Raw genomic sequence first — 25,218 nt, forward strand, 5'->3', positions numbered from 1 at the left:
CTGCGAGGGCATCCGGCCTATCAGTCGCCAATTCTCCGGCGCGCCATAGGGGCGCTTTAATTGTTGCGGGCCGCGACGAACTCCGCCGCTTGTTTCAGAAGCGCGGCTTGTTCGCCAAAAGGCTCGAGCAGCGCATGAGCCTGGTCGACGAGGCCATGGAGCTGGTCCCGCGCCCAGCCCGGTCCGTGCAGCGCGACCAGCGTCGCCTTGCCGGCCGCGGCATCCTTGCCGGTCGCCTTGCCCATCTGATGCGCGTCGGCGGTCAGGTCGAGCAGATCGTCGGCAAGTTGAAAAGCAAGCCCGATCGCCGAACCAAATTCGGCCAGCCTTTCGCGGTCGCCCGACGGCGCGCCGGCAAGGATGGCTCCCGCTTCGCAGGCAAAGCGGATCAGCGCACCGGTTTTCATCGCCTGAAGCCGGATGATGCCGGCCTCGTCCGGCCGGCCTTGTTCGGCCTCGAGATCGAGCATCTGGCCGCCGACCATGCTTCCCGCCCCGGCGGCGCGGGCCAGTGCCAGCACCAGCGCTGCCCTGCGCTCGGCCGGCAGCATTGTCGCCTCGTCGGCAAGGATGTCGAAGGCAAGCGTCAGCAAGGCGTCGCCCGCAAGAATGGCAGTCGCCTCATCGAAAGCCCTGTGTACGGTCGGCTGGCCGCGGCGCAAATCGTCGTCGTCCATGGCCGGCAGATCGTCATGGATGAGCGAATAGCAGTGCACGCATTCGAGCGCCGCCGCGACGCGCAGCGCTGCCTCGCCGTCGGCTGAAAACAGTGCAGCACTTTCCATGACCAGGAAGGGACGCAGTCGTTTGCCGCCGTTCAGCACGCCATGTCGCATGGCCGCCATCAGGCGTTCGGGCCGCGCGACCTCGCCTGAAAGCGTCCGTCCGTCGAGCAACCGCCTCAGCAGCGCCTCGAGCGGAACTGCCCGGGCAATAAGTGCAGCTTCGAACGCCATTTGGTCGTCTTTCGTCATGGTCGGGAGCGGTAGCCGACACTCAGACGTTGCGCAAGAAGCCAAGCGCCATTATGCCGGGGGGCAGGGAGTAGCGCGGACTGGGTGGCTTGGCGGAACCGATCGTCGATCACGAAACCGAAGGGTTGGACATGGCGAGACCGAGACGCGGCAGCCGCATCGGTCTTCAACGCTGGGTCCGGCGCGGCATCGCCGTCGCCGTCGTGCTGGCGCTGGTGCCGGTGGTGCTGACCTTCCTATACCTGCCGTCATTCGTGCATCCCGTGTCGACATTGATGCTGAAGGACCTGGCGACGTTTTCCGGCTACGATCGGCGCTGGGTTTCCATCGACGATGTCGCGCCGGTGCTGGCATATTCGGTCATCATGTCGGAGGATGGGCAGTTCTGTTTCCATCGCGGCGTCGATCTGGGCGAGTTGCGCGGCGTCGTCGACGATGCGCTCGCCGGCGAGATGACGCGTGGCGCCTCGACCATCACCATGCAGACGGTAAAGAACCTTTATCTATGGTCGCGGCCGTTGGGCTCGGTCCGTAAGGTCGTCGAACTGCCGCTGGCCGTCTATTTCGATGCGGTGCTGTCGAAACGGCGGATCATGGAGATCTACCTCAACATCGCCGAATGGGGACCGGGCATCTACGGCATCGAGGCCGCCGCCCAGCATCATTTCGGCGTCTCGGCAAAACAGCTGTCGCGCCGGCAGGCAGCGCTGCTTGCCGTCACCTTGCCGAACCCGATCGTGCGCAATCCGGCGAAGCCCGGGCCGGGACTGAGGCGGCTTGCCGCGTTGATCGAACGGCGCGCAGGCCGCGCCGGCGCCTATGTCGGTTGCCTGCGATAGTGTCAAAAAAAAACACGGCGACGCTGGCCAAAACGCCATCGGGCGTGTATAGGCAGCCGACTTTCTCAGATTCCGGCCCCTGATGTGGCCCTTTCACGAGGGCCGCCGGGGCGTTTTGACCATGTAGTGGAGCATATCCATGGCCGTTCCGAAACGAAAAACCTCTCCGTCGAAGCGCGGCATGCGCCGTTCTGCCGACGCACTGAAGGCCCCGACCTATGTCGAGGACAAGAACTCCGGCGAGATGCGCCGTCCGCACCATATCGACCTGAAGACCGGCATGTATCGCGGTCGCCAGGTTCTGGAGCCGAAGGAAAGCTGAGAGAGCTCTCGACGGTTTATGGGTTGCGAAACGACCGGCCATTGGCCGGTCTTTTTGCGTTTGCGACAACTGATCGTATCAGCCGGGCCTGGCATTGTTGTTTCACGCCGTCTTTGTCCGTGTTTGCTGGCCACACGAAAATTCTTGACGGCGAACGCCGGGCGCACTCTACAAAGATCAGTCCAACCGGAGCCGCCACATGTTCGGTGCCATCCCGCTGCTGATCGTGCCTTTCATCCTCTACAATCTCGGGCTTCTGGGAATATTCGGCAGCGGCGACGATCCGTGGGCGACCGAAATGTTTTCGGTCCGGATGATGTCGGGTGGGGTGTTCTCGATGACCCTCGGCGATCTCATCGTGCTGATTGCACTGATCTTCTTGTTCGTCGAAGTGGTGAAATCGACGCGCACGACAAATGCCTCGATCATGGACCACCTTTTGTCGACCTTCGTCTTTGTGGCCTATCTGGTTGAGTTCCTGCTGGTGAAGGGCGCCGCCCATTCCGTTTTCTTCACACTGATGGTCATAGCGCTGATCGACGTGCTGGCCGGCTTTTCGGTGTCGATGCGGTCGGCCAGCCGCGACATCAACATGAATTAATGATCCCGGCTCAGCCCGGGTCGGCGCTAAAGCCAGCCGCCTCGATGCCGGCGATGGCTGCCGTTTCGTCATTGTCGGACGTGTCGCCAGAAATGCCGACGGCGCCGATGATCGTGCCGGCCTCGTCGCGGATCAGCACGCCGCCGACGACCGGCAGGACGCGCCCGCCCGACACGTCGGAGATGCCGGCGATCAGATGCGGGCGCTCCTTGGCGAAAGCTTCGACCCGGCGCGAGCCCATGCCGATAGCGAGCGCGCCATAGGCCTTGCCGGCCGACATTTGCGGACGCAGGAACGAGGCGCCGTCCTGACGCTGGAACGCGACCAGATGGGCGCCGGCGTCGAGCACCGAGACGCCAAGCGGCCTGAGCTTGAGCTCGGCACCCTTGGCAAAGGCGGCGGCGATGATTTCAAGGGCTTTGTCGAGCGTCAGTGCGGTCATGGCGGTCTCCTAAACGCGCCAGTTATCAACCGGCAGAAAGATCCCAGTGAACTGTTTGGCGTGCGAAATGAAGTATGCGTCTGGGCGCGCCGGCTTATTTTTTCTTGGCGCGAGGCTTCTTCACCGGGGCCGGAGGCGCATTGGCCAGGTCTTCCGCTTCCTTGGCGAGGCGCAGCGCCCGCAGCTTGTTGGTCTTGGCCTGGCGAGCGTCGCTCTCGGCGACATATTCCGCCATCGCCTTCTGGCGAACCGTGGCTGCCTCTTCCTGTTTCTTGAAACGCAAATCGGCCCGCGCACGGGCAGTGTCCTTAGAGTTCTCGACCAAGAGCGTTATCCAATCCCGTGAATTATCTTCAGTCCCTTGATAGCAGAGCCAGCCCGCAATTGGGAAAATAAGTTGGTCATCGCACCGGATCGCAGCCGATGCCCCGCGCGTTGCGGGCGATCACCGCATCGTATCCGGCCTGCAAAGTCGCGCGGACGGTGGGCTCGAATGGGGCAGGAGACGCACCCAGATGCTCGTGGCGCAATTCGTTCATGAACTTATCCCACATCGGCGGGCCGCCCTTTTCCAGAAGTTCGGCACGGATAGAGAGCTCTTCGCTGACCGGCAGCCAGACGCGGCCCCAGGCGCCGAGATGCGCCAGGATCGGCACCAGCGTGATCGCCATTTCGGTCAGACTGTAGATCGCCTTCTGCTTGTGGGAGGGATCATCCGCCTTGGTCAGCATGCCGAGCCCCATCAGCCGCTTCAGCCGGTCGGCGAGGATGTTGGAGGCGATGCCCTCCATCGAGCCGTTGAGCAGTTCGCGAAAGTGGCGTCTGCCGCCGAAGATGATGTCGCGAAGGATGATCAGGCTCCACCGGTCGCCGAACACTTCGAGCGACAGGTTGATGGGGCATCCGGACCGACGATCGATGTTCATGCGAATCTCCAAAAACCGGTTGCATTATCGTATCGGTTTTAATATCGTGCAACTGATTGCAAATTGCAATCGGATTGGAAGCCCAAGGAGGAAGGCCATGAGAAACGCCGAACACCCCGAAATCGTATCCCAGACCTTCGGCGATCCGGCCCATCCGGCGGTATTGTTGATCATGGGCGCCATGGCTTCCATGCTCTGGTGGCCGGAAGCGTTTTGCCGGAAGCTGGCCGGCGAGGGTCGCTTCGTGATCCGCTATGACAATCGCGATACCGGTCGTTCGACCAAATACGCGCCGGGCGAGCCGCCTTATACATTCGACGACATGGTGGACGATGCCATCCACGTCCTTGACGACCACGGAATCCGAACGGCGCATGTGGTCGGCATGTCGATGGGCGGCATGATCGCGCAGCTCGTTGCGTTGAAATATCCGTCGCGTGTCACTTCGCTGACGGTGATCAGCAGCTCGCCCCTGGGCATCGACACATCGCATCTGCCCGGAACCACCGAGGCCTATAGGAAACATTCGGCCGAAGGCGCCAAGGTCGACTGGGCGGACCGGGGCCAAGTGGTCGATTTCATCGTCAAGGACGCGCATGCGCTCACCGGTGCCGCGCACTCTTTCGACGAGCAGCGAACGCGGGCTTTCGTCGAACAGGATTATGACCGGTCCGGCGGTTTTCTAAGTGCGACCAATCATTTCATGCTCAAGAGTGGCGAAGATGGGAGCGGCGAAGACTGGACGGGTCGGCTGCGCGACATGAAAACCCCGCTCCTCGTTATCCACGGCACCGACGATCCCATCTTTCCAGTCGAGCATGGCGCCGCTCTTGCCGACGCGGTCGCCGGTGCAAGGCTGCTCCGGATCGAGGGCGGCGGCCACGAGCTGCATCCCGACGACTGGGCCGCGATCATCGATGCCATCGTCACCCACAGCCAGGCCAAATAGGGCCGAGCGTGACCCCGACACCGAATTTCCGCGAGACGAACCCCCTAAGGAACGACAAACAATGTCCCTTACTATGCATCTTCATCCACTGGCCTCCTTCTGCTGGAAGCCGCTGATCGCGCTCTATGAGAACGGCACGCCATTCACATCAGTCGTTGTCGATCTCTGCAATGAACAGTCGCGCGCGGCGTTCCTGAAATTGTGGCCGCTCGGCAAGATGCCGGTACTGCGTGATGAAGCGCTGGACCGGACCGTACCGGAATCGACGATCGTCATCGAATATCTCAACGCGTATTATCCTGGGCCGGTCGAACTGATCCCCGCCGATCTCGATCTCGCTCGCCAGGCCCGGCTCGCCGACCGCTTCTATGACTTCTACGTCCAGGAACCGATGCAGAAGATCGTCGGCGACCGGCTGCGGCCGGAGGGCAAGACCGATCCGTTCGGCGTCGAGCAGGCCCGCGCCCAGCTGCGCAGCTCCTACGCCATCATCGAACGGGACATGCCGTCGAGGACATGGGCGGTGGGTGCGAGCTTCACCATGGCCGACTGCGCTGCCGCCCCCGCGCTGTTCTACGCCAACAAGGTCGAGCCGTTCGGAGACGAATATCCTGCGGTTAGGCGCTATCACGACCGGTTGCTGCAACGCCCCTCGGTTGCCCGTGTGATCGAGGAAGCGCAGCCTTATTTCAAGCTCTTCCCCTACAACAATGGCTAGAGTAGTCCATCGTTTCACGGAAACGCCGAACGCTCTATCTCTTTGTTTTTGCGCAATTCCGGACGGAAAACCGTTTCACACTTTTCCGGGAATTGCTCTAGGCCCGAAGCTGCACAGTTGCCGACGCGCTGATGACGCCCCTCAGCTTCCGGGTGAGCCGAGCTGCTCCGCGTCCCAGAACTGGTCGAGCCAGATGTTGAGCTTCAGGAAGCCGGCATTGCTGACCGTATAGACGCGCCTGGTGCCTTCCGGCTTGGCGTTGACCAGCCCGGCATCAAGCAGCACCTTCAGGTGCTGCGAAACGGCCGGGCGGGACACCGGCAAGCCGGATGCCAATTCGTTGACGGTCTTCGGTCCGCGCCGGAGCTCTTCCAAGAGATGGCGCCGGTTGGGATCGGCAATCGCCATGAAGGCGTCGGAAAGCATCATGCCTTATTTGTGGGACAAAGCGCCTCGAATCTCAACTGTCGGTTTCAGCTTTTCTGCGCGGGTCGAGCCGCAACGCTTCCGGCGTCACCGAGCGATCGGCCGGCTGGGTCTTGAAGGCATCGCGGCCTTCGATCGGCACCGGCGCACGACGGCTGATCCGCAGCAGCGTATAGCCGGCCAGGCTGAGATGCGCGAGCGCAGTAGCCAGGAACAGCCCCTCGGGGCGCATCCAGCCCATCAGGCCGGCGGCCACCAGCGGACCGATCATCGTGCCGAAGCCATAAAGCAGCAGCAGGCCGCCCGACACTTTGACGAAGTCCTCCGATCGGGCATGGTCGTTGGCATGCGCCACCGCGATCGAATAGAGCGTGTAGGCAAAGGCGCCGTAGGCGGCGGTGCAGACGATGACGAAGACGCCGGAGCGCGGTTCGAACAGGAAGATGGCGATGGCAAACAGCGCAGCGCCGAAAGCCGCACCCGCCAGCACGAAACGACGGTCCGTTGTGTCGGAGAGCCGTCCGGCCGGAAGCTGCATGGCGGCGCCGGCAATGACCACGAGGCTCATCATCAGCGCGATCTCGGCTGTCGAGATGCCGATGCGAGCGCCATAGACGGCACCAAGTGTACCCCAGGCGCCGTTGGCGATGCCGATCAGCACGCAGGCGATCGCCGAGACCGGCGAATTGATGTAGAGCCCTTTGACGTCGAGCGACACGTCCTGCAGCGGCTTGGGGTGCGACGCCGTCGAGACCGCCGTCGGGATCAGCGACAGGCAGAACAGAATGCCGGTGATCATGAACAGCGACGCCGATTTCACATCGCCGCCGGCAACGATCATCTGACCGCCCATGATCGAGGCATAGGTGACCATCATGTAGAGGCCGAAGACGGTGCCGCGGTTTTCGTTGGTGGCCTTCTCGTTCAGCCAGCTTTCGATGACCATGAAGGCGCCGGCCATGGTGAAGCCGGTGAAGGCGCGCAGCAGGATCCAGGTATATTCGTCGATGATCAGGCCGGTGAGCAATGCGACGATCGCTCCCGATGCGGCAAAGGCACCGAAAGCCCTGACATGACCGGCGCGGCGCACGATGCGTGGCGCAAAGAAGCAGCCGGTGACGAAGCCGCCAGCCCAAGCCGTGCCCATCAGGCCGAGCGATGCCGTCGAGAAGCCCTCCACCTGACCGCGCAGCGGCAACAGCAGCCCATGCAGCCCAGATGCCGCCAACAGGAACGCGGTGCCGCGCAGCAGCGAGAGGATCGGTCTGTAGCTTGCGAACATTTTTCAATCCGGCTGGGGGGTTGGGGCACAAGTCTGGAGACAGCGGCATTCGGGCTTTTCGGCGGCGTGCCCGAGCTTTTGGAATTACCCGCAGTACTATCCGCGGCGAAACAGCGCCTCTGCCGCCGACTTGGTGGAGCCCTTGGTCTTGAGCTCGGCTTCCAGCCGGGCAATCTCGTCGCGCAGGATGCCGATCCGCTCGGACAATTCATCGACGGAAAGCAGCGACAGATCCTGCCCGATCTCGTGCGGGCGCGCTTTCTTCTTGGGTTCGTCGTCGAAGATCGCCATCGTCGCTCCTCCGTGATTGCCCATTTGCCTGATTTGCCAATGAGCATACATAGGGCAAGGGTATGGATGCAAATGGCCGGTAAGAGCTGGCACGAGAAACCGGCGAAGCACGACGGGAAAATTCATGGCGAACGCACAGAAAATTCCGGCAAAGATGATGGCGATCGCCATATCGGAACCGGGCGGGCCGCGGGTGCTGAAACCGGAAACCCGCGACGTACCGGTTCCCGGTCCCGGCGAGATCCTGATCCGGGTGCGGGCCGCCGGCGTCAACCGGCCGGACGTGCAGCAGCGCAAGGGCGCCTATCCGCCACCGCCGGGAGCATCGGATCTGCCGGGCCTGGAAGCGGCAGGCGAAGTCGCTGCCCTTGGTGACGAGATATCGCGCTGGCGCGTCGGCGACCGGGTCTGTGCGCTGACGGCGGGCGGCGGCTATGCCGAATATGTCAGAGTGCACGCCGGCAGCGTGCTGCCGCTGCCCGCCGGCTTTACCTACACCGAAGCGGCGGCGCTCCCGGAAAACTACTTCACTGTTTGGCACAATGTCTTCGAGCGCGGCAGCCTGAAGAGCGGCGAGACGCTGCTCGTGCATGGCGGCTCGTCGGGTATCGGCACCACAGCGATCCAGCTTGCTGCCGCTTTCGGCGCCTATGTCATCACCACCGCCGGCAGCAAGGAGAAATGCGAAGCCTGCCTGAAGCTCGGCGCCGACCGGGCGATCAATTATCGCGAGGAGGATTTCGTCGCGGCGGTCAAGGAGGCGACCGAGGGCCGCGGCGCCAACGTGATCCTCGACATGGTCGGCGGCGACTATGTGGCGCGCAACTACGAGGCTGCGGCGCTGGAAGGCCGCATCGTTCAGATCGCCACGCAGGGCGGGGCGGTTGCCAGCGCCGATTTCTCGAAACTCATGGTCAAGCGGCTCGTCCACACCGGCTCGACGCTCAGGCCGCGCACGGTCGAATTCAAGGCGGCAATCGCCGCAGCACTCGAGGCGCAGGTGTGGCCGTTGCTCGGCAGCCGCAAGGTGGCGCCCGTCATGGATATGATCTTCCCGCTCAAGGAGGCCTGGCGGGCGCATGAGCGGATGGAAGACGGCGAACATATCGGCAAGATCGTGCTCGACGTCGGCTAGGAACGTATCGTCCGAGACGCACGCCCCAACAAGCTGAATGAAAGCTTAATGCTGCAATGCAACAATTGCATTGCGGCCATGCAAAAGCGTCTGTTCAATTCCTGAGCAGCGATGCCTATTTACGCGTCATCGAAACGAATGATCCAACGAAATGGAGGACTACCATGAACCCGATCCGCGCTTTCCGTAACTGGCGCATGTACAACGAAACCGTGCGCGAACTGAACCGGCTGAATGCTCGTCAGCTCAACGACCTCGGCATCACCCGCGGCGACATCGAGAGAATCGCCCGCCAGGGGCTTTGATCTCGAGCACGATCCCACCCGAAGACCGGGCGCTGCTTTTCCGCAACGCCGAGCCGCGGTTCGGGATCACGTCTTAGAAGCCAGAGCCGTAGCAGACGGATTTCCGTCGCCGGTTCCGAGCCCGCCCGACCTTGGTCTGGCGGGCTTTGTCTTTTTGAAGCTTCGATTGCATGGCGTCATGTGCCGACCCTTCGCGGTCTGCTGGTCGCGCTGCCATGCCGTGCTTGACGCGCCTTCCAAAAACATTGCGAAACGGCGAGCGAGCGGTTATATAGACCGCGATTTTCCCATTTTGGTGGCTCTAAACCACCGCCCGCGCGGGAACGCGGGCGAACGAGAAGGATTTTTGTAATGGCCAATACGCTGCTGATGCCAAAGGCGACCGCCGTCTGGCTGGTTGACAACACAGCGCTTTCTTTCGAGCAGATCGCGCAGTTCTGCGGACTGCATCCGCTTGAGGTCAAGGCGATCGCCGACGGCGAGTCGGCGCAAGGCATCAAGGGCATGGACCCGATCATGACCGGCCAGCTCACTCGCGACGAGATCGCGCGCGCCGAGAAGGACCCGAACCACCGGTTGAAGCTCTCCGATCCCAAGGTGCGGGTGCCGGAATCCAAGCGCAAGGGTCCGCGCTACACGCCGCTGTCGAAGCGCCAGGACCGGCCCAACGCCATCCTCTGGCTGGTGCGCAATCATCCCGAGCTCAAGGATGCGCAGATTGCCCGCCTTGTCGGCACGACGAAGTCGACGATCGACCAGATCCGCGACAGAAAGCACTGGAACTCGGCCAATCTCCAGCCGATGGATCCGGTGACGCTCGGCCTGACGTCGCAGATCGACCTCGACATGGAAATCAACCGTGCTTCGCGCGGCCGCGAGCAGGCGCAGCCGGTCGGCGATACGCTGCTGCCGGCCGCCTTGACCGAACGGCTGGTGCCGGCGCCGGAAAAACCAAAGGACGAGGACCGCGAACTCGACGCCAACGCCGTCTTCGCCAAGCTTTCGGCGCTGAAGTCGAAGGACAAGGATACGGACGAAGAGGAATAGAGGTCTCGCATCCAAAACAAAAAGCCCGCTTTCAAGCGGGCTTTTTTGCGATCTTCCGTGTCAGCTTCGCGCTGCCCGGTCCGGCGCCATGCCATAATCCTCGCTGCGCTCCACCGCGCGATAGAAATCGGCGAGCTGTTTGCCGCGCTCCGGCTTGAAGGTGCGGCCGGCGATCACCACCGAAGCGATGCGGTCGATGCGGAAGGCGCGGAAATCGCCGCGCATCTCGCACCAGGCGACCAAGGTCCACACCTTGCCCCAGAACCACAGGCCGAGCGGGCGGATATCGCGCGCTGTGCTGCGGCCGGCCTCATCCGAATAGTCGATGGTCAGCACCTGGCGTTTCTCGATGGAGCGCTCGATCAGGTCGATGGCTTCGCGGGCGGCATCGCTTACCACCCACATCGGCGTGTGGATCTCGGTACGGGCGATGCGGTCCTTTTCGGCGTCGGGCAACACGGCGCCTATCTTGACCAGCGCCTCGTCGGCGGCTCGCGCCATGGCCGCGCCGCCAAAGGCGCGCACCATGCGGGCGCCGGCGACCAGCGCGACGATCTCGTCACGCGTGAACATCAACGGCGGAAGGTCGAAACCCTCCCTCATCATGTAGCCGACACCGGCCTCGCCGTCGATCGGCACACCGGTCGACTGCAGGTCGGCGATGTCGCGATAGATCGTCCGCTCGGAAACCTCGAGCCACGTGCCCAGCTTCTGGGCAGTGACCAGACGGCCACCACGCAGATGCTGCACGATCTGGAAGAGCCTGTCGGCGCGGCGCATCGTATGGTCCCTCGGCGTCTATCGTTCCAGCCCTTCGCGCTTGCGCTGCGCGGCGACGAATGCCGCGCCGAAGGACAGTTTCCTCGTTGTCGGCGTGCTTGCATCGAGCATCCGCCAGAACGGCGCAATGTCGCTCAGCGCCATGCCACGCTCAAGATCCTCGTTGGCGGCCTCGGCGACGGTGCGCAGATGATAGCCGATGGTGACCGGACATGTCACCTCGGCACCGTGCTCGATGCCGAGAGCGGTGCGCAAAGCGCGGATATCCATGTCCATGCCTTCGGGGATGGAGCGGATGAATGCATCGACCTGGCGAGCTGTAGGAACCAGCATTGGCTGGCCTTCGACGACGTCACCGATGGTGCGCGGCGACGGTTTTTTGCCGTTGATGCCAGGCGTGTTCAGCCTGTCGTTCCAGCTTTTCATCGATCGTCCTCTCGGCCATCCGGCTCCGGCGGCCATCGCACTATGGCACGAGCCTCCTGACACCATACTGTCAGGAGGCTTCAGCATGTCCATTTCAGCTCGTCGCCAGGTCGCATCCAAACGCCACGCAGAAAGCTTGCCTCAATTGCCGCCATTGCGGCGGTCGCCATACATGTCCGGCCAACCAATATCCTTGCGGATGTCCGCCGGCAGGGTATTCATGAACCGCTGGGTGCGGATCTCATTGCGCATCGTCCGGATCTTGCCGACATAATGCTGCACGCTACGCAGAATGGTAAAACCGTTCATTGCTGGTCTCCTCTCTTTCGATGCAGGCACTATCGCACACCCCTGCTGACAGCAGTCTGTCAGGAGGGTGCAGCTCTCGTGACCGGCATCCCGATTTGTCCACCGACCTGATCAGGCAGTGCCGAAAAAGAGCCTGCCGCAGTGGAAAGACGGCGATCGCGGAGCCGCTTTGACAGCCAGCCGCGATGCTGATCAAAGGCGGCATGTCGAAACTTCTCGCGCTCGTCATCATCGCCATGATGGTCATCCAGCTCATCAAGCCGCTCGGCTGGCCCGGGCTGAAGCGGCGCAGCGATTTCTGGAAGCTGGCGCTGCTGGCGATGGCGGCGATTTCGATTACGGCGGTGCTCGGGCACTGGACGTAGTGCCGGCGGCCCCGCTACGCGACGCCCGGTTCGTTGGCGACCACCAGGCTGACCAGATGTTCCGCCCAGGCTCGGTAGCCGGCTTCCGAAGCATGAAATCCATCCGATGCGAAGCCGGCATCGGCATCGGTGATCGGCAGGCGGGGCGCCGGTATGGCGCCGCGCTCGAGGCAAAGGCGCTCGCCCATCCGGTTCATTTCGGCGGCGCGGATTTCGAGGATGTTGCCGAGCAGCGGCGGCATTGCCGGCGCCCGGGTGAACTCCAGCACCGGCGACCATACGACGCGCGCCTCCGGCCATTTGGCGCGCAGCGCGTAGAGCAGGCCGCCAAACTCGCGCTTGAAGCGCGGTACCGAATGAAAATTCTTGGTGTCGTTGGTGCCGATCGCCAGCACGATATGCGTCCACGGATCGGCCGATAGATTGGGCAGCACATGATCGCGGATCTGGCCAGAGGTTGCCGAGTTGAAGCCGGCCGCCCGCCAGCGCACGGTGCGGCCGGTGCGTTGCGCAATCAGAACCGCCAGTTGCGCGGCCAATCCGTTTTCGGAATTGCCGATGCCTACCGAGGCGGCGGAGGAATCGCCAAGCACCAGAACCGAGATTGCTGGCGCCACGCCAGATATCTCGTGCATGACCGGACCTTGTGCCGGCAGCATGCGGGTGGTGCGGCGACGCACGCCAAGTCCTTGCCAGACATAGACCGGAAAGGCGAGCCAGGTGAGAAGGGTCGGAATGCGCCGCATGGCAAGTCCCTTTTAGGGCATAGCGAACAGCACTTAGCGCATGTTGCACTGAAGGTGAACGACCTTGCAGCGACACCCTTGTCGCCTCAATGGCAACCGTCATGCGTCCCGGATTGGTCTTCGTACTCGTCATGCAGCCGCACCCAGTCGCCGAGGCTATGATGCGGGCCAGTTTCGTTGCGGCCTTTCGGCGTCAGGTCGAGATAGTGATAGGCGCCGATCAGCGGATCGCCGCCTCGGGAGCGCGAGATGAAAGTCAGGAAGATGTCGCCTTTCTCGTCGCGATAGAACACGCTGGTGCCGGGAAGGTCTTTCGATCTCCGCGCGCGCCGCTCGAAATTGTAGGTCGTGTCGCCGGCCGCGATCTGCTTGTCCGTGAATGACACCTGCATATCGAAGTTGAAGTCCGAGGCGTAGGACGACACCCAGTCGAATTTCCAGCCCATGCGCTGCTTGTAAGGCAGCAATTCGGCCAATGGCGCCCGTGCTACCACGACAAGTGAGACGTCGTGGTGCCTGAGATGCTGGTTGGCGCCGTCGATATGATCGGCAAGGAATGAGCAGCCTTCGCAGCGATAATCGGCGCCCGGCCCGAACATGAAATGGTAGACGATCAGCTGGCTGCTGCCGCCAAACAGGTCAGGCAGTTTCTTTGGCCCTTGCTCGGTCTCGAAGACGTAGTCCTTGCGGATCTTCAGCCACGGCAATTCGCGGCGTTCGGCGGCGACGCGGTCGCGAAAGCGCGTCAATTCCTTTTCGCGCGCCAGATGCGCCTTGTGCGCCTGAAACCACTCTTCCTGCGATACGGTCTTGTTGTTTGGCATCGGTCTGCTCCTCTTTTCACGGAGGACGTTCGGCCGCGAGGAATGCCGACACCGAGCTGCATTTCAGTTGCAAGAAATTGCAGGCCTTGCTGCTTTCAAACAAAAACCCGGGCACGTGGCCCGGGTCGAGAGAAACGCAAGATGTTTTCGGTCAGGCGGCTTGCTCAAGCGTCGGCTGCCATTGTCCAAGCGCTGCCAGATGGTTCATGTGGGCGCGATGGGCGAAGGCGGCCTGCGCGGCGGCGACATTCGCCGCCTTACCGCTCCAGGCCTTCTGCGGAGCGGCCTGCAAGGCGCGGCCATAGGAAAAGGTCAGCTTCCAGGGATGCGGGCCGATGGCGTTGATGGCATTGAGGTTGGCGGTCGCCTCCTCGTCCGATTGTCCCCCTGACAGGAAGGCGATGCCTCCGATCGCGGCCGGCACCGTCTCGCGGAACAGTTTTATGGTCTTTTCGGCGACTTCCTCCGGGCTGCTGACCTTGCCCGATTTCTTGCCGGCGAGGACCATGTTCGGTTTCAGGATGGTGCCTTCGAGCACGACGCGGGCCGCATAGAGCTCGGTGTACAACTTTGTAAGTGTCGCCTTGCTGATCTCGTAGCACGTGTCGATGTTGTGGGCGCCGTCCATCAGCACCTCCGGCTCGACGATTGGCACGATGCCGGCTTCCTGGCAAAGCGCGGCGTAACGGGCGAGCGCATGGGCGTTCGAGCCGATCGACGTGGCGGAAGGCACGCCCTTGGCAACATCGATGTCGATCACCGCGCGCCATTTGGCGAAGCGGGCGCCAAGCTTGTAATAATCGGCGAGGCGTTCGCGCAGGCCGTCCAGGCCTTCGGTGATGGTGTCGCCGGGAAAGCCCGCTAGCGGTTTGGCGCCGGCGTCGACCTTGATGCCGGGGATAGCGCCTGATGCCTTGATGATGTCGACCAGCGGTGTGCCGTCGGCGGCCCTCTGGTGAATGGTCTCGTCGTAGAGGATGACGCCGGAAATGTACTTGGTCATTGCATCGCTGGCGCGGAACATCATCTCGCGATAGTCGCGGCGGCTGTCGGCGGTCGACTCGACGCCGATGACGTCGAAGCGCTTCTTGATGGTGCCGGAGCTCTCGTCGGCAGCCAGCAGGCCCTTGCCATTGGCCACCATCGCGGCGGCAATGTCCTCGAGACGTTCGCTCATCGTGCTTCTCCTGAAAGAATTGATCCGCGCCCAGCAGACCACCAGAGCAACGCAGGTTCAAGTCGAACCATTTCGCCGGAGAAGCGCGAATCGATTGAAAGTCGCGGGCGCACTCCTTCGCACTGCTATTGCTGCCGCAGTTAGCGCTTCAAGACGTCGACGCCGGGCAAGGGCTTGCCTTCCATCCATTCGAGGAAAGCGCCGCCGGCCGTCGAGACATAAGTAAAATCGTCGCTGACGCCGGCATGGTTGAGCGCCGCCACCGTGTCGCCGCCGCCAGCGACCGAGACCAGTCTGCCGGCCTTGGTGCGCGCTGCCGCGTGCCTGGCCGTCGCCACCGTTGCATGGTCGAACGGCTCGATCTCGAAGGCGCCGAGCGGCCCGTTCCAGACCAGCGTCGCGGCACGGTCGATCCATTCGGCAATGGTTTTCACGGTCTTTGCGCCGACGTCGAGGATCATGCCGTCGGCCGGCACGTCTGCTATGGCGACGGTCTCGTTGGTGGCGCCGGCCTTGAACTCCCTGGCGACAACGCCGTCGGCGGGCAGGATGATGGCGCAGCCGGCCTCGGCCGCCTCGATCATGATCTGCTTGGCGGTGGTCGCGAGATCATGCTCGCACAAGGATTTCCCGACGTCGGTGCCGCGTGCCGCGAGAAACGTGTTGGCCATCCCGCCGCCGATGACCAGCGCGTCGACCTTCTTCACCAGATTCATCAACAGGTCGATCTTGGTCGAGACCTTGGCCCCGCCGACGATGGCGACAACCGGACGGACGGGATTGCCAAGACCCTTTTCCAACGCGTCGAGCTCGGTCTGCATGGTACGGCCGGCGAAGGCCGGCAGCACATGCGCCAGCCCTTCCGTCGACGAGTGGGCGCGGTGCGCAGCGGAGAAGGCGTCGTTGACGAAAATGTCGCCGTTGGCGGCGAGCTTTTCGGTGAAGGCCGGGTCGTTCTGCTCCTCGCCCCTATGGAAGCGGGTGTTCTCGAGCAGCAGTACGTCACCGCTGTCCATGGCGGCGACGGCGCTCGCCGCCTTGTCGCCGATGCAGTCGGCGGCAAAGCCAACCGGACGGCCGAGCACGTCAGCCGTCGCCTTGGCGATCGGCCCGAGCGAGAATTCCGGCGCCGGTCCATCCTTGGGCCGGCCGAAATGGGCAAGCAGGATCACCTTGGCGCCCTTGCCGGAGAGCTCGGTGATAGTCGGCGCAATTCGCTCGATGCGGGTGGCATCGGTGACCTTGCCCTCGGTGATGGGAACGTTGAGGTCGACACGCACCAGCACACGCTTGCCGCTGATATTGCCGATGTCGTCCAGTGTCTTGAAGCCGGCCATGCTGATCCCTTTCACGAAAAATCGCGGGGACCTTACCCCGCATCGACGACGATGCAAGACCTGCCTAACGGTTCACGGAAAATATGATTCACGTGTCGAGGACGAAGTGCCCACGGGGAGCGAGATGGGGCAGCAATGGCGCGAAACGCACCGACATATGGCTTACCGATTGCGCACCACGATGCATGCGCCGCCCACACTGTGCAGTTTCTGGCAAATATCGTCGGCCTTGGCTTTGGTGTCGGCGCCGATCCGCACCGCATAGATGCCGCGCCTGCCGATCGGTGTGCGCACCCGGCTGACCACCGGATCGCGACCGCTGAGCAAGGCTGGAAACCGGCGCTTCACGTTGCTCCACTGATTGAGCGCCGCGGCCCGGCGGAAATTGCCGGCCACCTGCACGCCCCACGGCTTGATGTTGATCGACGACATCGGCACGGTTCTGGACATGATCACCGGCAGCTCGCGGCAAGCGGCAGAGAAACTCGCCTTCTTGTCGAGCGGCCGGATGACGCCGGCATACGCGGCATCGGTGAACTTGTCGGCCGGCTCGCCCATGACGTCCAAAACGTAGCTTTCGGTCTCCATCGGCAGGAAGCCGCCGGAATTCAGCCAGCGCGTCACCCGGCTCTCGCCGGCATTGTAGGCTGCGGCGGCGAGGCCGAGATTGCCGAAACCGGATTTCATTTCGGCGAGGTATTTTGCCGAGGCCGGGATCGCCTGTTCGATGTCGAAGGAATTGGCGAGCCCGCGCATCTTGGCGGTACCCGGCATGAATTGGGCGATACCCTCCGCGCCGACGGGGCTGACCGCATTGGGATCGAAACGGCTTTCCTTCCAGATCAGCCGGGCAAAGAAATCCCTGGGCAGGCCGTTCTGGTCGGCATGCGTCTCGATAAGATCGCAAACGCGATCGATCAGCTTCTGCTTGGCGGGCCGCGGCGGATCGGCCTGGACGGCTGTCGCCCAGCCCAGCCCGCAAATGACAACCAGCGTCGCCCCAAGCAAACGCCGCATCGAACTACTCCGCCGCGGCTTTGCCGTGTTGCCCAAACCGCCGTTCGATGTAGTCGGAAACCATTTTCTCGAAATCCGCGGCGATAGACGGGCCGCGCAGCGTCGCCGCCTTCTTGCCGTCGACGAACACCGGGGCGGTCGGCGTCTCACCGGTGCCGGGCAGCGAAATGCCGATATCGGCATGTTTGGATTCGCCCGGACCGTTGACGATGCAACCCATCACCGCGACCTTGAGGTTCTCGACGCCGGGATATTGTTCGCGCCACACCGGCATGTTCTTGCGCAGGTCGGCCTGAATGTTCTGGGCAAGCTCCTGGAACACGGTCGAGGTCGTGCGGCCGCAGCCCGGGCAGGCGGCGACGATCGGCACGAACTGCCGGAAGCCCATGGTCTGCAACAGCTCCTGCGATACCTGCACCTCGCGCGTGCGGTCGCCGTTCGGCTCCGGCGTCAGCGAGATGCGGATGGTGTCGCCGATGCCTTGCTGGAGCAGGATGCCCATGGCGGCGGACGAGGCGACGATGCCTTTCGAGCCCATGCCCGCCTCCGTCAAGCCGAGGTGCAGCGCATGGTCGGAACGGGTGGCAAGCTCGGTGTAGACGGCGATCAGATCCTGCACGCCGCTGACCTTGGCCGATAGGATGATTTTCTCGCGGGCAAGGCCAATCTCTTCGGCCATTTCGGCCGACAGGATCGCCGACTGCACGATTGCCTCGCGCGTCACTTCCTGCGCGGTAAGCGGAAAGCCCTGGGCCTGGTTGTCGTCCATCAGCCGGGTCAGCAGTTCCTGGTCGAGCGAGCCCCAGTTGACGCCGATGCGCACCGGTTTGTCGTATCGGATCGCCATCTCGACGATCGCCGCGAACTGCCGGTCTTTCTTGTCCTTGAATCCGACATTGCCGGGGTTGATACGGTATTTGGCCAGTGCCTCGGCGCAGGCCGGATGATCGGCCAGGAGCTTGTGGCCGATATAATGGAAATCGCCGACCAGCGGCACGTCGATGCCGAGCCGTTCCAGCCGCTCGCGGATGGCCGGTACGGCGGCAGCGCTTTCGTCGCGATCGACGGTTATGCGCACGATCTCGGAGCCGGCGCGATGCAGCGCCGCCACCTGCGCGACCGTCTGGTCGACATCGGCCGTGTCGGTGTTGGTCATCGACTGAACGACGACCGGCGCGCCGCCACCGACCATCACGCCGCCGACATCGACACCGACCGACCTGCGGCGTGGGAAGGGTGAGGAAAAATATCCGGTCATGCCGGCTGCCTTTAATCTTGAAGGTCCGGGCATGAGGTGGAGGAGCAAAGATGGCTTGTCAATGGCGACTGGCGCGCAGACCTGGCAAATCGGTAATGACAAGACGGCAGCTTGCCGCAAATCCACGAGTGTTTCCGGCAGCATAGCGATGCCACCGGAAAGATCGCGCGCCGGGCGGCGCTGCTAGTCCTGGAAGGGCTTCAGTGCGTCGTCGGTTTCGCCTTCAGTTTTTCAATCTCGTCCTTGAGCGCCAGCTTGCGCCGCTTGAGATTCACGATTTCGAGGTCGTCTACCGATGGATGGGTCATCGCATCGTCGATTTCCCGTTCGATGTCGCCGTGTTTCCGCTGCAGCTCATCAAGATGGGATGCAAGAGACATGATTGGTTCTCCCTTTCATGGTTTCCTCGATTGCAGCCGCCAGGGGCGCGTCCACCGCAGGCTCGCTTTCTGTGACGGCATAATGACAGTCTGCCACCATCGAGCACCGATGTCGAATGCTGCGTGGTAGCATTCCACGACAATATGAAATGTGGTATGGGCTGCGCGCCGGTGCAAGAAGACCCGGTCCCGCCCAATCAGGCCCATAGTTTGGGCGCCGCAGACGTGCAGACGGTAAAAATGTCCGATCAGGAACAGGCAGATATCCGCCTTGAATATTCCCGGCTGAAGCAGGAACACGCCGATTTCGACGCGGCCATCAATGCGATGATCGCCGTGAATTGCGACCCGCTGCAGATCCAGCGCATGAAGAAAAAGAAGCTTTTCCTGAAGGACAGGCTGATGGCGCTGGAAGACAAGATCATTCCAGACATTATTGCTTGAACGAACGCCGGCGCCGGCCTGTTGGAAGGCGACCTATGCCGCGATCGAAAGCCGTGCGGCGCGCTCGCGCAACAGCGCTATCAGATCGTCGGTCTTTACGGGCGAGGTATCGATGGGAACCACCAGGCACATCGTCGCCTCGACCCTGCCCGGCGCTGAAAAGACCGGCGCGGCCAGGCATTTTGTGTAGGCATCGACAAGGCCGGAGGTGACGCAGTAGCCGGCCGATTTGGCGACGGCGATGTCGGCTATGAAGTCGTCGAGCCGCAACCTGCGGCCGTCCGGCAGTACGAGATCGTCTTCCGAGACCATATCCTCGATCGCCGCCCTGTCGAAGCCGGCGAGGAGCAGCCGCCCGGACGCTGTCCAGGGAAGCGGTATTTGCAGACCCGTCGCCGAGCTGATCCTGAATGGCCTCGTTCCCGGGCTTGAATGGACGATGGTGTAGCGGCCGCTCTGCAACATGCACAACTCCGAGGTCTCGCCGGTCTCGCGCGACAAATGGTCGACTTCCTGGCGCCCTCGCCTGAGCAGGTCGTTGCCCCGTACATAGTCCATTCCGTAGAGATAAAGCTTCTTTCCGAAATAGACCCGATTGCCGTCTCCGGCCATCTCCAGCAGGCCAGCGTCGACCAGTGAGCGCACAAGCGTGTAAGTCGTCGAACGCGGCGCGTTCACCCCCTTGGCAAGATCGCCAATGCCGATTGCGCGCTGGGTCGCGTGAAGAAACTCCAGAATCTGCAGGACCCGGTTGAGGCCCTTCTCCCGGGAACCCGAATTCTTGTCCTCGTCCAGACCGACGTCCGATCGAGCGGCCAAGGCATTGCCATCTTGCATTATCGATTCCTGATGTTAATCTGTCTTGTACAGAGTACAGCAGTCTCTTGTAAGGGACAATGATGCCAGTTGCAACCGATGCTGTATTGCTGGTCCAAAGGGGAACACAACACGAGAGGAGGTCGTCGTGAACGACACATCCAAAAGGCGTGAATTTCTGAAACTGGGAATGGCCGGGCTTGCAACGGCCGGAGTGATGAGCGTCGCTACCGCGGTCGACGTTCGGAAAGCGGCGGCCCAGGCAGCGCCCGACAGCCTGCTGCGCACCGTTCTCGAGCGCGGCAAGGTGATCGTCGGCACCGGCAGCACCAACGCGCCCTGGCACTTCGAGAACGACGCCGGCGAACTGGTCGGCATGGACATCACCATGGGTCGCATTCTCGCCAAGGGGCTTTTCGACGATCCGACCAAAGTGGAATTCGTCATGCAGGATCCGGCTCAGCGCATTCCAAACGTGACCACCAACAAGGTCGACATCACCATCCAGTTCATGACCATGACCGCCCAGCGCTCGCAGCTGATCCACTTCTCCCGGCCCTACTACGTCGAAGGCATCGCCTTGCTGACCCTTCCGAACGCCGAAAACAAGACCTTCGACAAGCTGCTTGCCGGCGGTTCGGCGACCCGGATTTCCATCCTGCAAAACGTCGATGCCGAGGCAAACGTGCATATCGTCCTGCCGGAGTCGCAGGTGATGCAGATAGACACGCAGGCCAATGTGCTGCAGGCACTGGAATCGAAGCGAGTCGACGCCGCCGCGGTCGATCTGTCAACGGTGCGCTGGCTCGCCTCGCGCAATCCGGATAAGTACTTCGATGCCGGCAAGAGCTGGTTCTCGATGCTTTATGGTGCTGCGCTGCGGCAGGGCGACCTCGACTGGCTGACCTTCGTCAACCAGACCTTCACCATCGCCATGTTCGGCCATGAAACGGCACTCTACGACGCTGCGTTCAAGGATTATTTCGGACAGGAGCCGCCGGCGCGCCATCCCGGTTTCCCGGTCATCTGATGCAAGCAGGCGGAAGGACAACGTCCTTCCGCCTTCTCTCATCACAGCCCTCCATGACGAGGACGCATGGGTTATACCCTCAACTTCAACCTGATCTGGCGGCATTTCGACAAGCTCTGGGGCGGACTGCTGCTAAGCCTCGAACTGGCCGTCATCTCGATCGCGATCGGCATCGTCATCGGGCTCGTTCTGGCGGTCTGGTACGTGTCGGCCGGACGTGCGGTGCGGACCATCATCGCGGGCTATGTCGAGTTCATCCGCAACGTGCCGCTGATCCTGCTCGTCTATCTGGTCTTCTACGGCTTGCCGACGGTGGTCGACATTGCCTACAGCGCGCAAACCTCATTCATTGCCACGCTGTCGCTCTACAGCGGCGCCTACCTGGTCGAGGTGTTTCGCTCGGGGCTCGAGGCGGTGCCGCGCGGGCAGCTCGACGCCGGCAAGGCAATCGGCCTGACGCCATGGCAAAGGCTGCTCCATGTGCGCCTGCCGACGATGCTGCGCATAACCCTGCCGGCGCTTTCCAACACATTCATATCGCTCTTCAAGGATACGTCCGTGGCGTCGGTCATCTCGGTACCTGAACTCACCTATGGCGCCCAGTGGATCAACTTCAACACGTTCCGCATTGTCGAGGTCTATCTGGTGGTGACTGCGATGTACCTGTTGACCGGCTACGCGCTGCTTTTCGCGCTGCGGCTGGTCGAGCGCCGGTTCAAGGCGGCGCGCTGACATGCTGAGCCAGATCATCTACGCCTTGCCGTTCCTCGCCGAAGGCTTTGCCGTAACCTTGTGGGTGTCGCTGCTGGTCGTGGTGTTATCGCTCATCGCCGGCGTGCTGATGGGCGTCGGCCTTGTCTACGGTCCGGCTCCGCTGCGCTGGGCAGTGCGCATCTTCAGCGACACCATACGCGGCATTCCGATCCTGGTGCTGATCTTCTTCGTCTATTACGGCCTGCCCGCGGTGGGGCTGCATCTGGAATCCTTTTGGGCGGCCGTACTCGCCCTCACCCTGTTCAAGACCGCACAGGTCGTCGAATATTTACGCGGCGCCGTCGGCTCGATTCCCAAGGGTCAGTCCGAGGCGGCGATGGCGATCGGACTGACCTTTCGCCAGCGGCTGGCCTACGTCATTTTTCCGCAGGCGTTCAGGCGCTTCCTGCCACCCTGGATCAATGGCGTCACCGACGCGGTGAAGGGCAGCGCGCTGGTCTCGCTGCTCGGCATCACCGACCTCATGCAGGCGATCAACCAGGTCATCGGCCGCACCTATGAGGCGATGCCGCTCTACATTCTCGGCGCGCTCGTCTACTTCGCCGTCAACTACGCCCTCTCCTTGGCCAGCCGGCGCCTGGAGCGGCGTTTCTCCTTCATCCGGGAATAGCAAGATGTCCAACGCCTCGCACCAGAATCCGGCACTTCTCGATGTCACCGAGGTTTCCAAAGCCTTTGGATCCGTCGAGGTCCTGCGCTCCGTCAGCCTGCAGGTGACACGCGGCGAGGTGGTGACGGTCATCGGCCCCTCCGGCAGCGGCAAGACCACGCTGCTGCGCTGCGTCAACTTCCTGGAGAGCTACGACAGCGGCTCGATCCGTATCGATGGCAAGGAGGTCGGCTATCGCGAGACGGGAACACACCAGCGACGCAGCGAGCGCGACCTGGCTGCGATGCGAGCCGAGACCGGAATGGTGTTCCAGAGCTTCAATCTGTTCCCGCATTTGACTGCGGCCGGCAACATCATGCTTGGCCTGCGCAAGGTGCGCGGCAAGAGCAATGCCGAGGCCCGCACCATTGCCGAGCACTGGCTCGGCCGGGTCGGCCTCGCCCACAAAGCCGACAGTCTGCCGGCCGAGCTTTCCGGCGGCCAGCAGCAGCGCGTCGGCATCGCCCGCGCCGTGGCGATGGAGCCGAAGATATTGCTTCTCGACGAGATAACTTCGGCGCTCGACCCCGAACTGGTTGGCGAGGTGCTCGAGGTCGTGCGCAGCCTCGCCGAAGACGGCATGACGATGCTGATGGTCACGCATGAAATGGCTTTTGCGCGCGACGCATCGAGCCGCATCGTTTTCATGGCGGATGGCGGCGTCAGCGCCGTCGGACCACCCGCCGAGATTCTGGCGGCGGGGTTCGACAATGAACGCCTTCGCAGTTTCCTGGCGCGGTTTCGCGCCTCGCATTTTTGACATCGGACGGCGAAAGCTGTCGCAAGGAGCTTTTATGACGCCTTACATCCGGCTCGCGGAATTGGGCCTGACACTGCCCGAGCCGCCGAAGCCCATCGCCAACTTCGTCACTTATGCCGAGAGCGGACGGCTGATCTTCCTCTCCGGCCAGGGGCCGTTGCGCGCCGATGGCGCGCTCTGCACCGGCAAGGTCGGCGAGGATGTCAGCGTGGAGGAGGCCTATGATCATGCCCGTCTGACCGGCCTGAACCTGCTCGCCGTCATGCATGCGGCGGCCGGCGACCTCGGCCGCATCGTGCGCGTCGTCAAGCTGCTTGGCTTTGTCAATGCGACGCCGACATTCAGCGAGCACCCCAAGGTGGTCAATGGCTGTTCCGATCTTTTCGCCGCCGTCTTTGATACGCTTGGCGGACACGCCCGTTCGGCAATCGGTGTCGGCTCGCTGCCGGGCAACATCACAGTTGAAATCGAGGCGGTCGTCGAGATCGCCGCCTGAAATCTTTCGAAACAGGATCTACAGAGATGACGACCTATGCCGCTGACCGTTCCAACACGACAATCCGCGAACGGCTTGGCCTTCGCCCGATTATCAATGTTTCCGGCACGATGACGGCGCTCGGCGCTTCGATCATCGTACCGGAAGCAATTGCTGCAATGTCGGAAATCGCCTCGCAATGGGTCGAGATGGACGATCTGCAGCGCGCCGCAAGTATTGTGATTGCACGCCTCACCGGCGGCGAGGCCGGCTTCATCACCGCGTGCTGCGCCAGCGGCATAACCATGGCGATTGCCGGGGCGATGACCGGAACCAGCCTTCTTGCGATCGAGCGGCTGCCGGACGACACCGAGGGCCTCAAATCGGAGGTCATCGTCCAGCTTGGCCATATCGTCAATTATGGCGCGCCGATCGACCAGTCGATCCGGCTTGCCGGAGCCAAGGCAGTGCCTGCCGGCACGGTCAGCGTCACCCAGGATTATCATGTTGCCGACGCGATCCGGGACCGGACGGCGGCAGCCCTCTACGTCGTTGCGCACCACACCGTGCAATACGGCATGCTCTCGCTCGAGGAGTTCTGCGAGATTTGCCACGCCAGGGGCGTGCCGGTGATCGTCGACGCCGCCTCGGAATACGATTTGCGCGGCTTTCTGGCGCGCGGCGCCGACATTGTCGTCTACAGCGGGCACAAATTTCTCTCAGGGCCGACAAGCGGCATCGTGGCCGGCCGCAAGGATCTGGTGCGGGCCGCCTATCTGCAGAATCGTGGCGTCGCGCGCGCCATGAAGGTCGGCAAGGAGAGCATTGCCGGCACCATGGCGGCCCTGGAAGCCTGGGAACGGCGCGACCATGCCGGCATCCGCCGGCGGGAAGAAGCCGCACTGCATCTGTGGCAAACCGCATTGCAGGGCCTGCCCGGCATCGCAGCAAACATCATTCCCGATCCGACCGGAAATCCTCTCGACCGCCTGCAGGTGTTTGTTGCGCCCGAAAGCCGGTTCACCGCAGCCGGGCTGGCCTCGGCACTGGCGGCGGGCTCGCCACCCGTCATCGTTCGCAACCACGAGGTCGAGCGCGGTCACTTCTTCCTTGATCCGTGCAATCTCCATGCCGGCGAGGCGGAGATCGTCGCCGAACGCCTGCGGGCTATATTGAGCGCTGCCGATCGGCCCGCGGATGCGATGAAACCCGCTCGCAAGCAGTCCGCCGGCGCGTTGCGCTGGCCTGACTAGCCACGACGGCTCACCTGGCCTCCTTCTCCAGTCCGGCTTCGCCAACCACCCGCCGCACCATCACGGCACTGTGAATGACTGCCTTGTCCTCGAACGGGAATAAACCACCTCCTTCGCAGGTCTCCCAAGCAGACGCCATTT

At 62.7% G+C, this 25,218-nt stretch carries 34 protein-coding genes; 16 read left to right on the forward strand and 18 right to left on the reverse strand.

Annotated features, from left to right (window positions below):
* Positions 1-56: 56 nt before the first annotated feature.
* Positions 57-974 (reverse strand): polyprenyl synthetase family protein, encoded by a 918-nt coding sequence (locus tag NKH70_RS12310; RefSeq protein WP_352910021.1) that lies wholly within the window; start codon positions 972-974, stop codon positions 57-59.
* 80 nt (positions 975-1,054) lie between these two features.
* Here NKH70_RS12310 and NKH70_RS12315 point away from each other — a divergent pair, with 80 nt between their 5' ends.
* The 3 genes from NKH70_RS12315 to NKH70_RS12325 all read left to right on the forward strand — a co-directional run bounded on the left by NKH70_RS12315 (position 1,055) and on the right by NKH70_RS12325 (position 2,736).
* Positions 1,055-1,813: a biosynthetic peptidoglycan transglycosylase gene (locus NKH70_RS12315; protein ID WP_352540340.1), complete on the forward strand. Its 759-nt coding sequence runs from the start codon at positions 1,055-1,057 to the stop codon at positions 1,811-1,813.
* Positions 1,814-1,952: 139 nt separating this feature from the next.
* A complete protein-coding gene (gene rpmF / locus NKH70_RS12320; RefSeq protein WP_006203806.1) occupies positions 1,953-2,135 on the forward strand; it encodes a 50S ribosomal protein L32 in 183 nt (60 codons plus the stop codon).
* Between the two features lie 199 nt (positions 2,136-2,334).
* A complete protein-coding gene (locus NKH70_RS12325; RefSeq protein WP_023720966.1) occupies positions 2,335-2,736 on the forward strand; it encodes a hypothetical protein in 402 nt (133 codons plus the stop codon).
* A gap of 10 nt (positions 2,737-2,746) precedes the next feature.
* Here NKH70_RS12325 and NKH70_RS12330 read toward each other — a convergent pair whose 3' ends face one another.
* The 3 genes from NKH70_RS12330 to NKH70_RS12340 form a co-directional block, all read right to left on the reverse strand.
* Positions 2,747-3,178 carry a GlcG/HbpS family heme-binding protein gene (locus NKH70_RS12330; protein WP_352714321.1) on the reverse strand — a complete coding sequence of 144 codons (432 nt, stop codon included), beginning with the start codon at positions 3,176-3,178 and terminating at the stop codon, positions 2,747-2,749.
* A 94-nt stretch (positions 3,179-3,272) separates the two neighbouring features.
* Entirely contained in the window at positions 3,273-3,503 is a 231-nt protein-coding gene (locus tag NKH70_RS12335; protein WP_023678501.1) for a hypothetical protein, read from the reverse strand.
* Between the two features lie 76 nt (positions 3,504-3,579).
* On the reverse strand, positions 3,580-4,104 hold the full coding sequence (locus NKH70_RS12340; protein WP_352910016.1) for a winged helix-turn-helix transcriptional regulator: 525 nt from the start codon (positions 4,102-4,104) through the stop codon (positions 3,580-3,582).
* A gap of 97 nt (positions 4,105-4,201) precedes the next feature.
* Here NKH70_RS12340 and NKH70_RS12345 point away from each other — a divergent pair, with 97 nt between their 5' ends.
* Entirely contained in the window at positions 4,202-5,053 is an 852-nt protein-coding gene (locus NKH70_RS12345; RefSeq protein WP_352714325.1) for an alpha/beta fold hydrolase, read from the forward strand.
* Between the two features lie 61 nt (positions 5,054-5,114).
* Positions 5,115-5,771, forward strand: a complete 657-nt coding sequence (locus NKH70_RS12350) for a glutathione S-transferase family protein (protein ID WP_353025339.1) — start codon at positions 5,115-5,117, stop codon at positions 5,769-5,771.
* A gap of 141 nt (positions 5,772-5,912) precedes the next feature.
* Here the strand turns inward: NKH70_RS12350 and NKH70_RS12355 are convergent, their stop codons facing one another.
* From NKH70_RS12355 to NKH70_RS12365, 3 genes are all read right to left on the reverse strand, one after another.
* Positions 5,913-6,200: an ArsR/SmtB family transcription factor gene (locus NKH70_RS12355; RefSeq protein WP_023678497.1), complete on the reverse strand. Its 288-nt coding sequence runs from the start codon at positions 6,198-6,200 to the stop codon at positions 5,913-5,915.
* A 31-nt stretch (positions 6,201-6,231) separates the two neighbouring features.
* Positions 6,232-7,479, reverse strand: a complete 1,248-nt coding sequence (locus tag NKH70_RS12360; protein ID WP_352910014.1) for an MFS transporter — start codon at positions 7,477-7,479, stop codon at positions 6,232-6,234.
* A gap of 96 nt (positions 7,480-7,575) precedes the next feature.
* Positions 7,576-7,770 (reverse strand): DUF1192 domain-containing protein, encoded by a 195-nt coding sequence (locus tag NKH70_RS12365; protein WP_023678495.1) that lies wholly within the window; start codon positions 7,768-7,770, stop codon positions 7,576-7,578.
* 124 nt (positions 7,771-7,894) lie between these two features.
* Here NKH70_RS12365 and NKH70_RS12370 point away from each other — a divergent pair, with 124 nt between their 5' ends.
* From NKH70_RS12370 to NKH70_RS12380, 3 genes are all read left to right on the forward strand, one after another.
* The gene (locus NKH70_RS12370) at positions 7,895-8,905 is read left to right on the forward strand and encodes an NAD(P)H-quinone oxidoreductase (protein WP_352910012.1); all 1,011 of its coding nucleotides are present in this window, start codon (positions 7,895-7,897) and stop codon (positions 8,903-8,905) included.
* 164 nt (positions 8,906-9,069) lie between these two features.
* The gene (locus tag NKH70_RS12375) at positions 9,070-9,210 is read left to right on the forward strand and encodes a DUF1127 domain-containing protein (RefSeq protein WP_352910010.1); all 141 of its coding nucleotides are present in this window, start codon (positions 9,070-9,072) and stop codon (positions 9,208-9,210) included.
* 351 nt (positions 9,211-9,561) lie between these two features.
* Positions 9,562-10,257, forward strand: coding sequence for a DUF1013 domain-containing protein (locus NKH70_RS12380; protein ID WP_352714330.1), 696 nt, complete (start codon positions 9,562-9,564; stop codon positions 10,255-10,257).
* Between the two features lie 60 nt (positions 10,258-10,317).
* On the opposite strand, the gene NKH70_RS12385 is transcribed toward NKH70_RS12380, so the two are convergent.
* From NKH70_RS12385 to NKH70_RS12395, 3 genes are all read right to left on the reverse strand, one after another.
* Positions 10,318-11,037 (reverse strand): helix-turn-helix transcriptional regulator, encoded by a 720-nt coding sequence (locus NKH70_RS12385; RefSeq protein ID WP_023678491.1) that lies wholly within the window; start codon positions 11,035-11,037, stop codon positions 10,318-10,320.
* Positions 11,038-11,055: 18 nt separating this feature from the next.
* Entirely contained in the window at positions 11,056-11,463 is a 408-nt protein-coding gene (locus NKH70_RS12390) for a hypothetical protein (RefSeq protein WP_352910007.1), read from the reverse strand.
* A gap of 141 nt (positions 11,464-11,604) precedes the next feature.
* Complete coding sequence (locus tag NKH70_RS12395) at positions 11,605-11,772, reverse strand: hypothetical protein (protein ID WP_254816537.1); 168 nt, start codon at positions 11,770-11,772, stop codon at positions 11,605-11,607.
* A gap of 203 nt (positions 11,773-11,975) precedes the next feature.
* Here NKH70_RS12395 and NKH70_RS12400 point away from each other — a divergent pair, with 203 nt between their 5' ends.
* Positions 11,976-12,137 carry a hypothetical protein gene (locus NKH70_RS12400; protein WP_008873884.1) on the forward strand — a complete coding sequence of 54 codons (162 nt, stop codon included), beginning with the start codon at positions 11,976-11,978 and terminating at the stop codon, positions 12,135-12,137.
* A 14-nt stretch (positions 12,138-12,151) separates the two neighbouring features.
* Here NKH70_RS12400 and NKH70_RS12405 read toward each other — a convergent pair whose 3' ends face one another.
* From NKH70_RS12405 to NKH70_RS12435, 7 genes are all read right to left on the reverse strand, one after another.
* The gene (locus NKH70_RS12405; RefSeq protein WP_352714334.1) at positions 12,152-12,883 is read right to left on the reverse strand and encodes an SGNH/GDSL hydrolase family protein; all 732 of its coding nucleotides are present in this window, start codon (positions 12,881-12,883) and stop codon (positions 12,152-12,154) included.
* An 86-nt stretch (positions 12,884-12,969) separates the two neighbouring features.
* The gene (locus NKH70_RS12410; protein ID WP_352910004.1) at positions 12,970-13,707 is read right to left on the reverse strand and encodes a DUF899 domain-containing protein; all 738 of its coding nucleotides are present in this window, start codon (positions 13,705-13,707) and stop codon (positions 12,970-12,972) included.
* Positions 13,708-13,858: 151 nt separating this feature from the next.
* Positions 13,859-14,884: a class I fructose-bisphosphate aldolase gene (locus NKH70_RS12415; RefSeq protein WP_352714338.1), complete on the reverse strand. Its 1,026-nt coding sequence runs from the start codon at positions 14,882-14,884 to the stop codon at positions 13,859-13,861.
* A gap of 140 nt (positions 14,885-15,024) precedes the next feature.
* Entirely contained in the window at positions 15,025-16,221 is a 1,197-nt protein-coding gene (locus tag NKH70_RS12420; RefSeq protein ID WP_352714587.1) for a phosphoglycerate kinase, read from the reverse strand.
* Positions 16,222-16,383: 162 nt separating this feature from the next.
* On the reverse strand, positions 16,384-17,238 hold the full coding sequence (locus NKH70_RS12425; protein ID WP_352910000.1) for a lytic transglycosylase domain-containing protein: 855 nt from the start codon (positions 17,236-17,238) through the stop codon (positions 16,384-16,386).
* A 4-nt stretch (positions 17,239-17,242) separates the two neighbouring features.
* The gene (gene ispG, locus NKH70_RS12430) at positions 17,243-18,496 is read right to left on the reverse strand and encodes a flavodoxin-dependent (E)-4-hydroxy-3-methylbut-2-enyl-diphosphate synthase (RefSeq protein ID WP_352978995.1); all 1,254 of its coding nucleotides are present in this window, start codon (positions 18,494-18,496) and stop codon (positions 17,243-17,245) included.
* A 200-nt stretch (positions 18,497-18,696) separates the two neighbouring features.
* Positions 18,697-18,876: a YdcH family protein gene (locus tag NKH70_RS12435; RefSeq protein ID WP_023678481.1), complete on the reverse strand. Its 180-nt coding sequence runs from the start codon at positions 18,874-18,876 to the stop codon at positions 18,697-18,699.
* A 240-nt stretch (positions 18,877-19,116) separates the two neighbouring features.
* On the opposite strand from NKH70_RS12435, the gene NKH70_RS12440 reads away from it, so the two are divergent.
* A complete protein-coding gene (locus NKH70_RS12440; RefSeq protein WP_352465789.1) occupies positions 19,117-19,320 on the forward strand; it encodes a YdcH family protein in 204 nt (67 codons plus the stop codon).
* Between the two features lie 33 nt (positions 19,321-19,353).
* Here the strand turns inward: NKH70_RS12440 and NKH70_RS12445 are convergent, their stop codons facing one another.
* Positions 19,354-20,157 carry an IclR family transcriptional regulator gene (locus NKH70_RS12445; protein WP_352714344.1) on the reverse strand — a complete coding sequence of 268 codons (804 nt, stop codon included), beginning with the start codon at positions 20,155-20,157 and terminating at the stop codon, positions 19,354-19,356.
* Positions 20,158-20,284: 127 nt separating this feature from the next.
* Between NKH70_RS12445 and NKH70_RS12450 the strand changes: the two genes are divergently transcribed.
* The 6 genes from NKH70_RS12450 to NKH70_RS12475 all read left to right on the forward strand — a co-directional run bounded on the left by NKH70_RS12450 (position 20,285) and on the right by NKH70_RS12475 (position 25,077).
* Positions 20,285-21,166 carry a transporter substrate-binding protein gene (locus NKH70_RS12450; protein WP_352465757.1) on the forward strand — a complete coding sequence of 294 codons (882 nt, stop codon included), beginning with the start codon at positions 20,285-20,287 and terminating at the stop codon, positions 21,164-21,166.
* 66 nt (positions 21,167-21,232) lie between these two features.
* Complete coding sequence (locus tag NKH70_RS12455) at positions 21,233-21,898, forward strand: amino acid ABC transporter permease (RefSeq protein ID WP_352714346.1); 666 nt, start codon at positions 21,233-21,235, stop codon at positions 21,896-21,898.
* A gap of 1 nt (position 21,899) precedes the next feature.
* Positions 21,900-22,550 (forward strand): amino acid ABC transporter permease, encoded by a 651-nt coding sequence (locus NKH70_RS12460; RefSeq protein ID WP_292655692.1) that lies wholly within the window; start codon positions 21,900-21,902, stop codon positions 22,548-22,550.
* A 4-nt stretch (positions 22,551-22,554) separates the two neighbouring features.
* Entirely contained in the window at positions 22,555-23,349 is a 795-nt protein-coding gene (locus NKH70_RS12465) for an amino acid ABC transporter ATP-binding protein (protein ID WP_352465755.1), read from the forward strand.
* Between the two features lie 34 nt (positions 23,350-23,383).
* On the forward strand, positions 23,384-23,845 hold the full coding sequence (locus tag NKH70_RS12470; RefSeq protein WP_292655697.1) for a RidA family protein: 462 nt from the start codon (positions 23,384-23,386) through the stop codon (positions 23,843-23,845).
* Positions 23,846-23,871: 26 nt separating this feature from the next.
* Positions 23,872-25,077 (forward strand): aminotransferase class V-fold PLP-dependent enzyme, encoded by a 1,206-nt coding sequence (locus NKH70_RS12475; protein ID WP_352714348.1) that lies wholly within the window; start codon positions 23,872-23,874, stop codon positions 25,075-25,077.
* Positions 25,078-25,218 lie beyond the last annotated feature (141 nt).

It is taken from the genome of Mesorhizobium sp. M0991 (assembly GCF_040318915.1).
GTDB lineage: Bacteria > Pseudomonadota > Alphaproteobacteria > Rhizobiales > Rhizobiaceae > Mesorhizobium.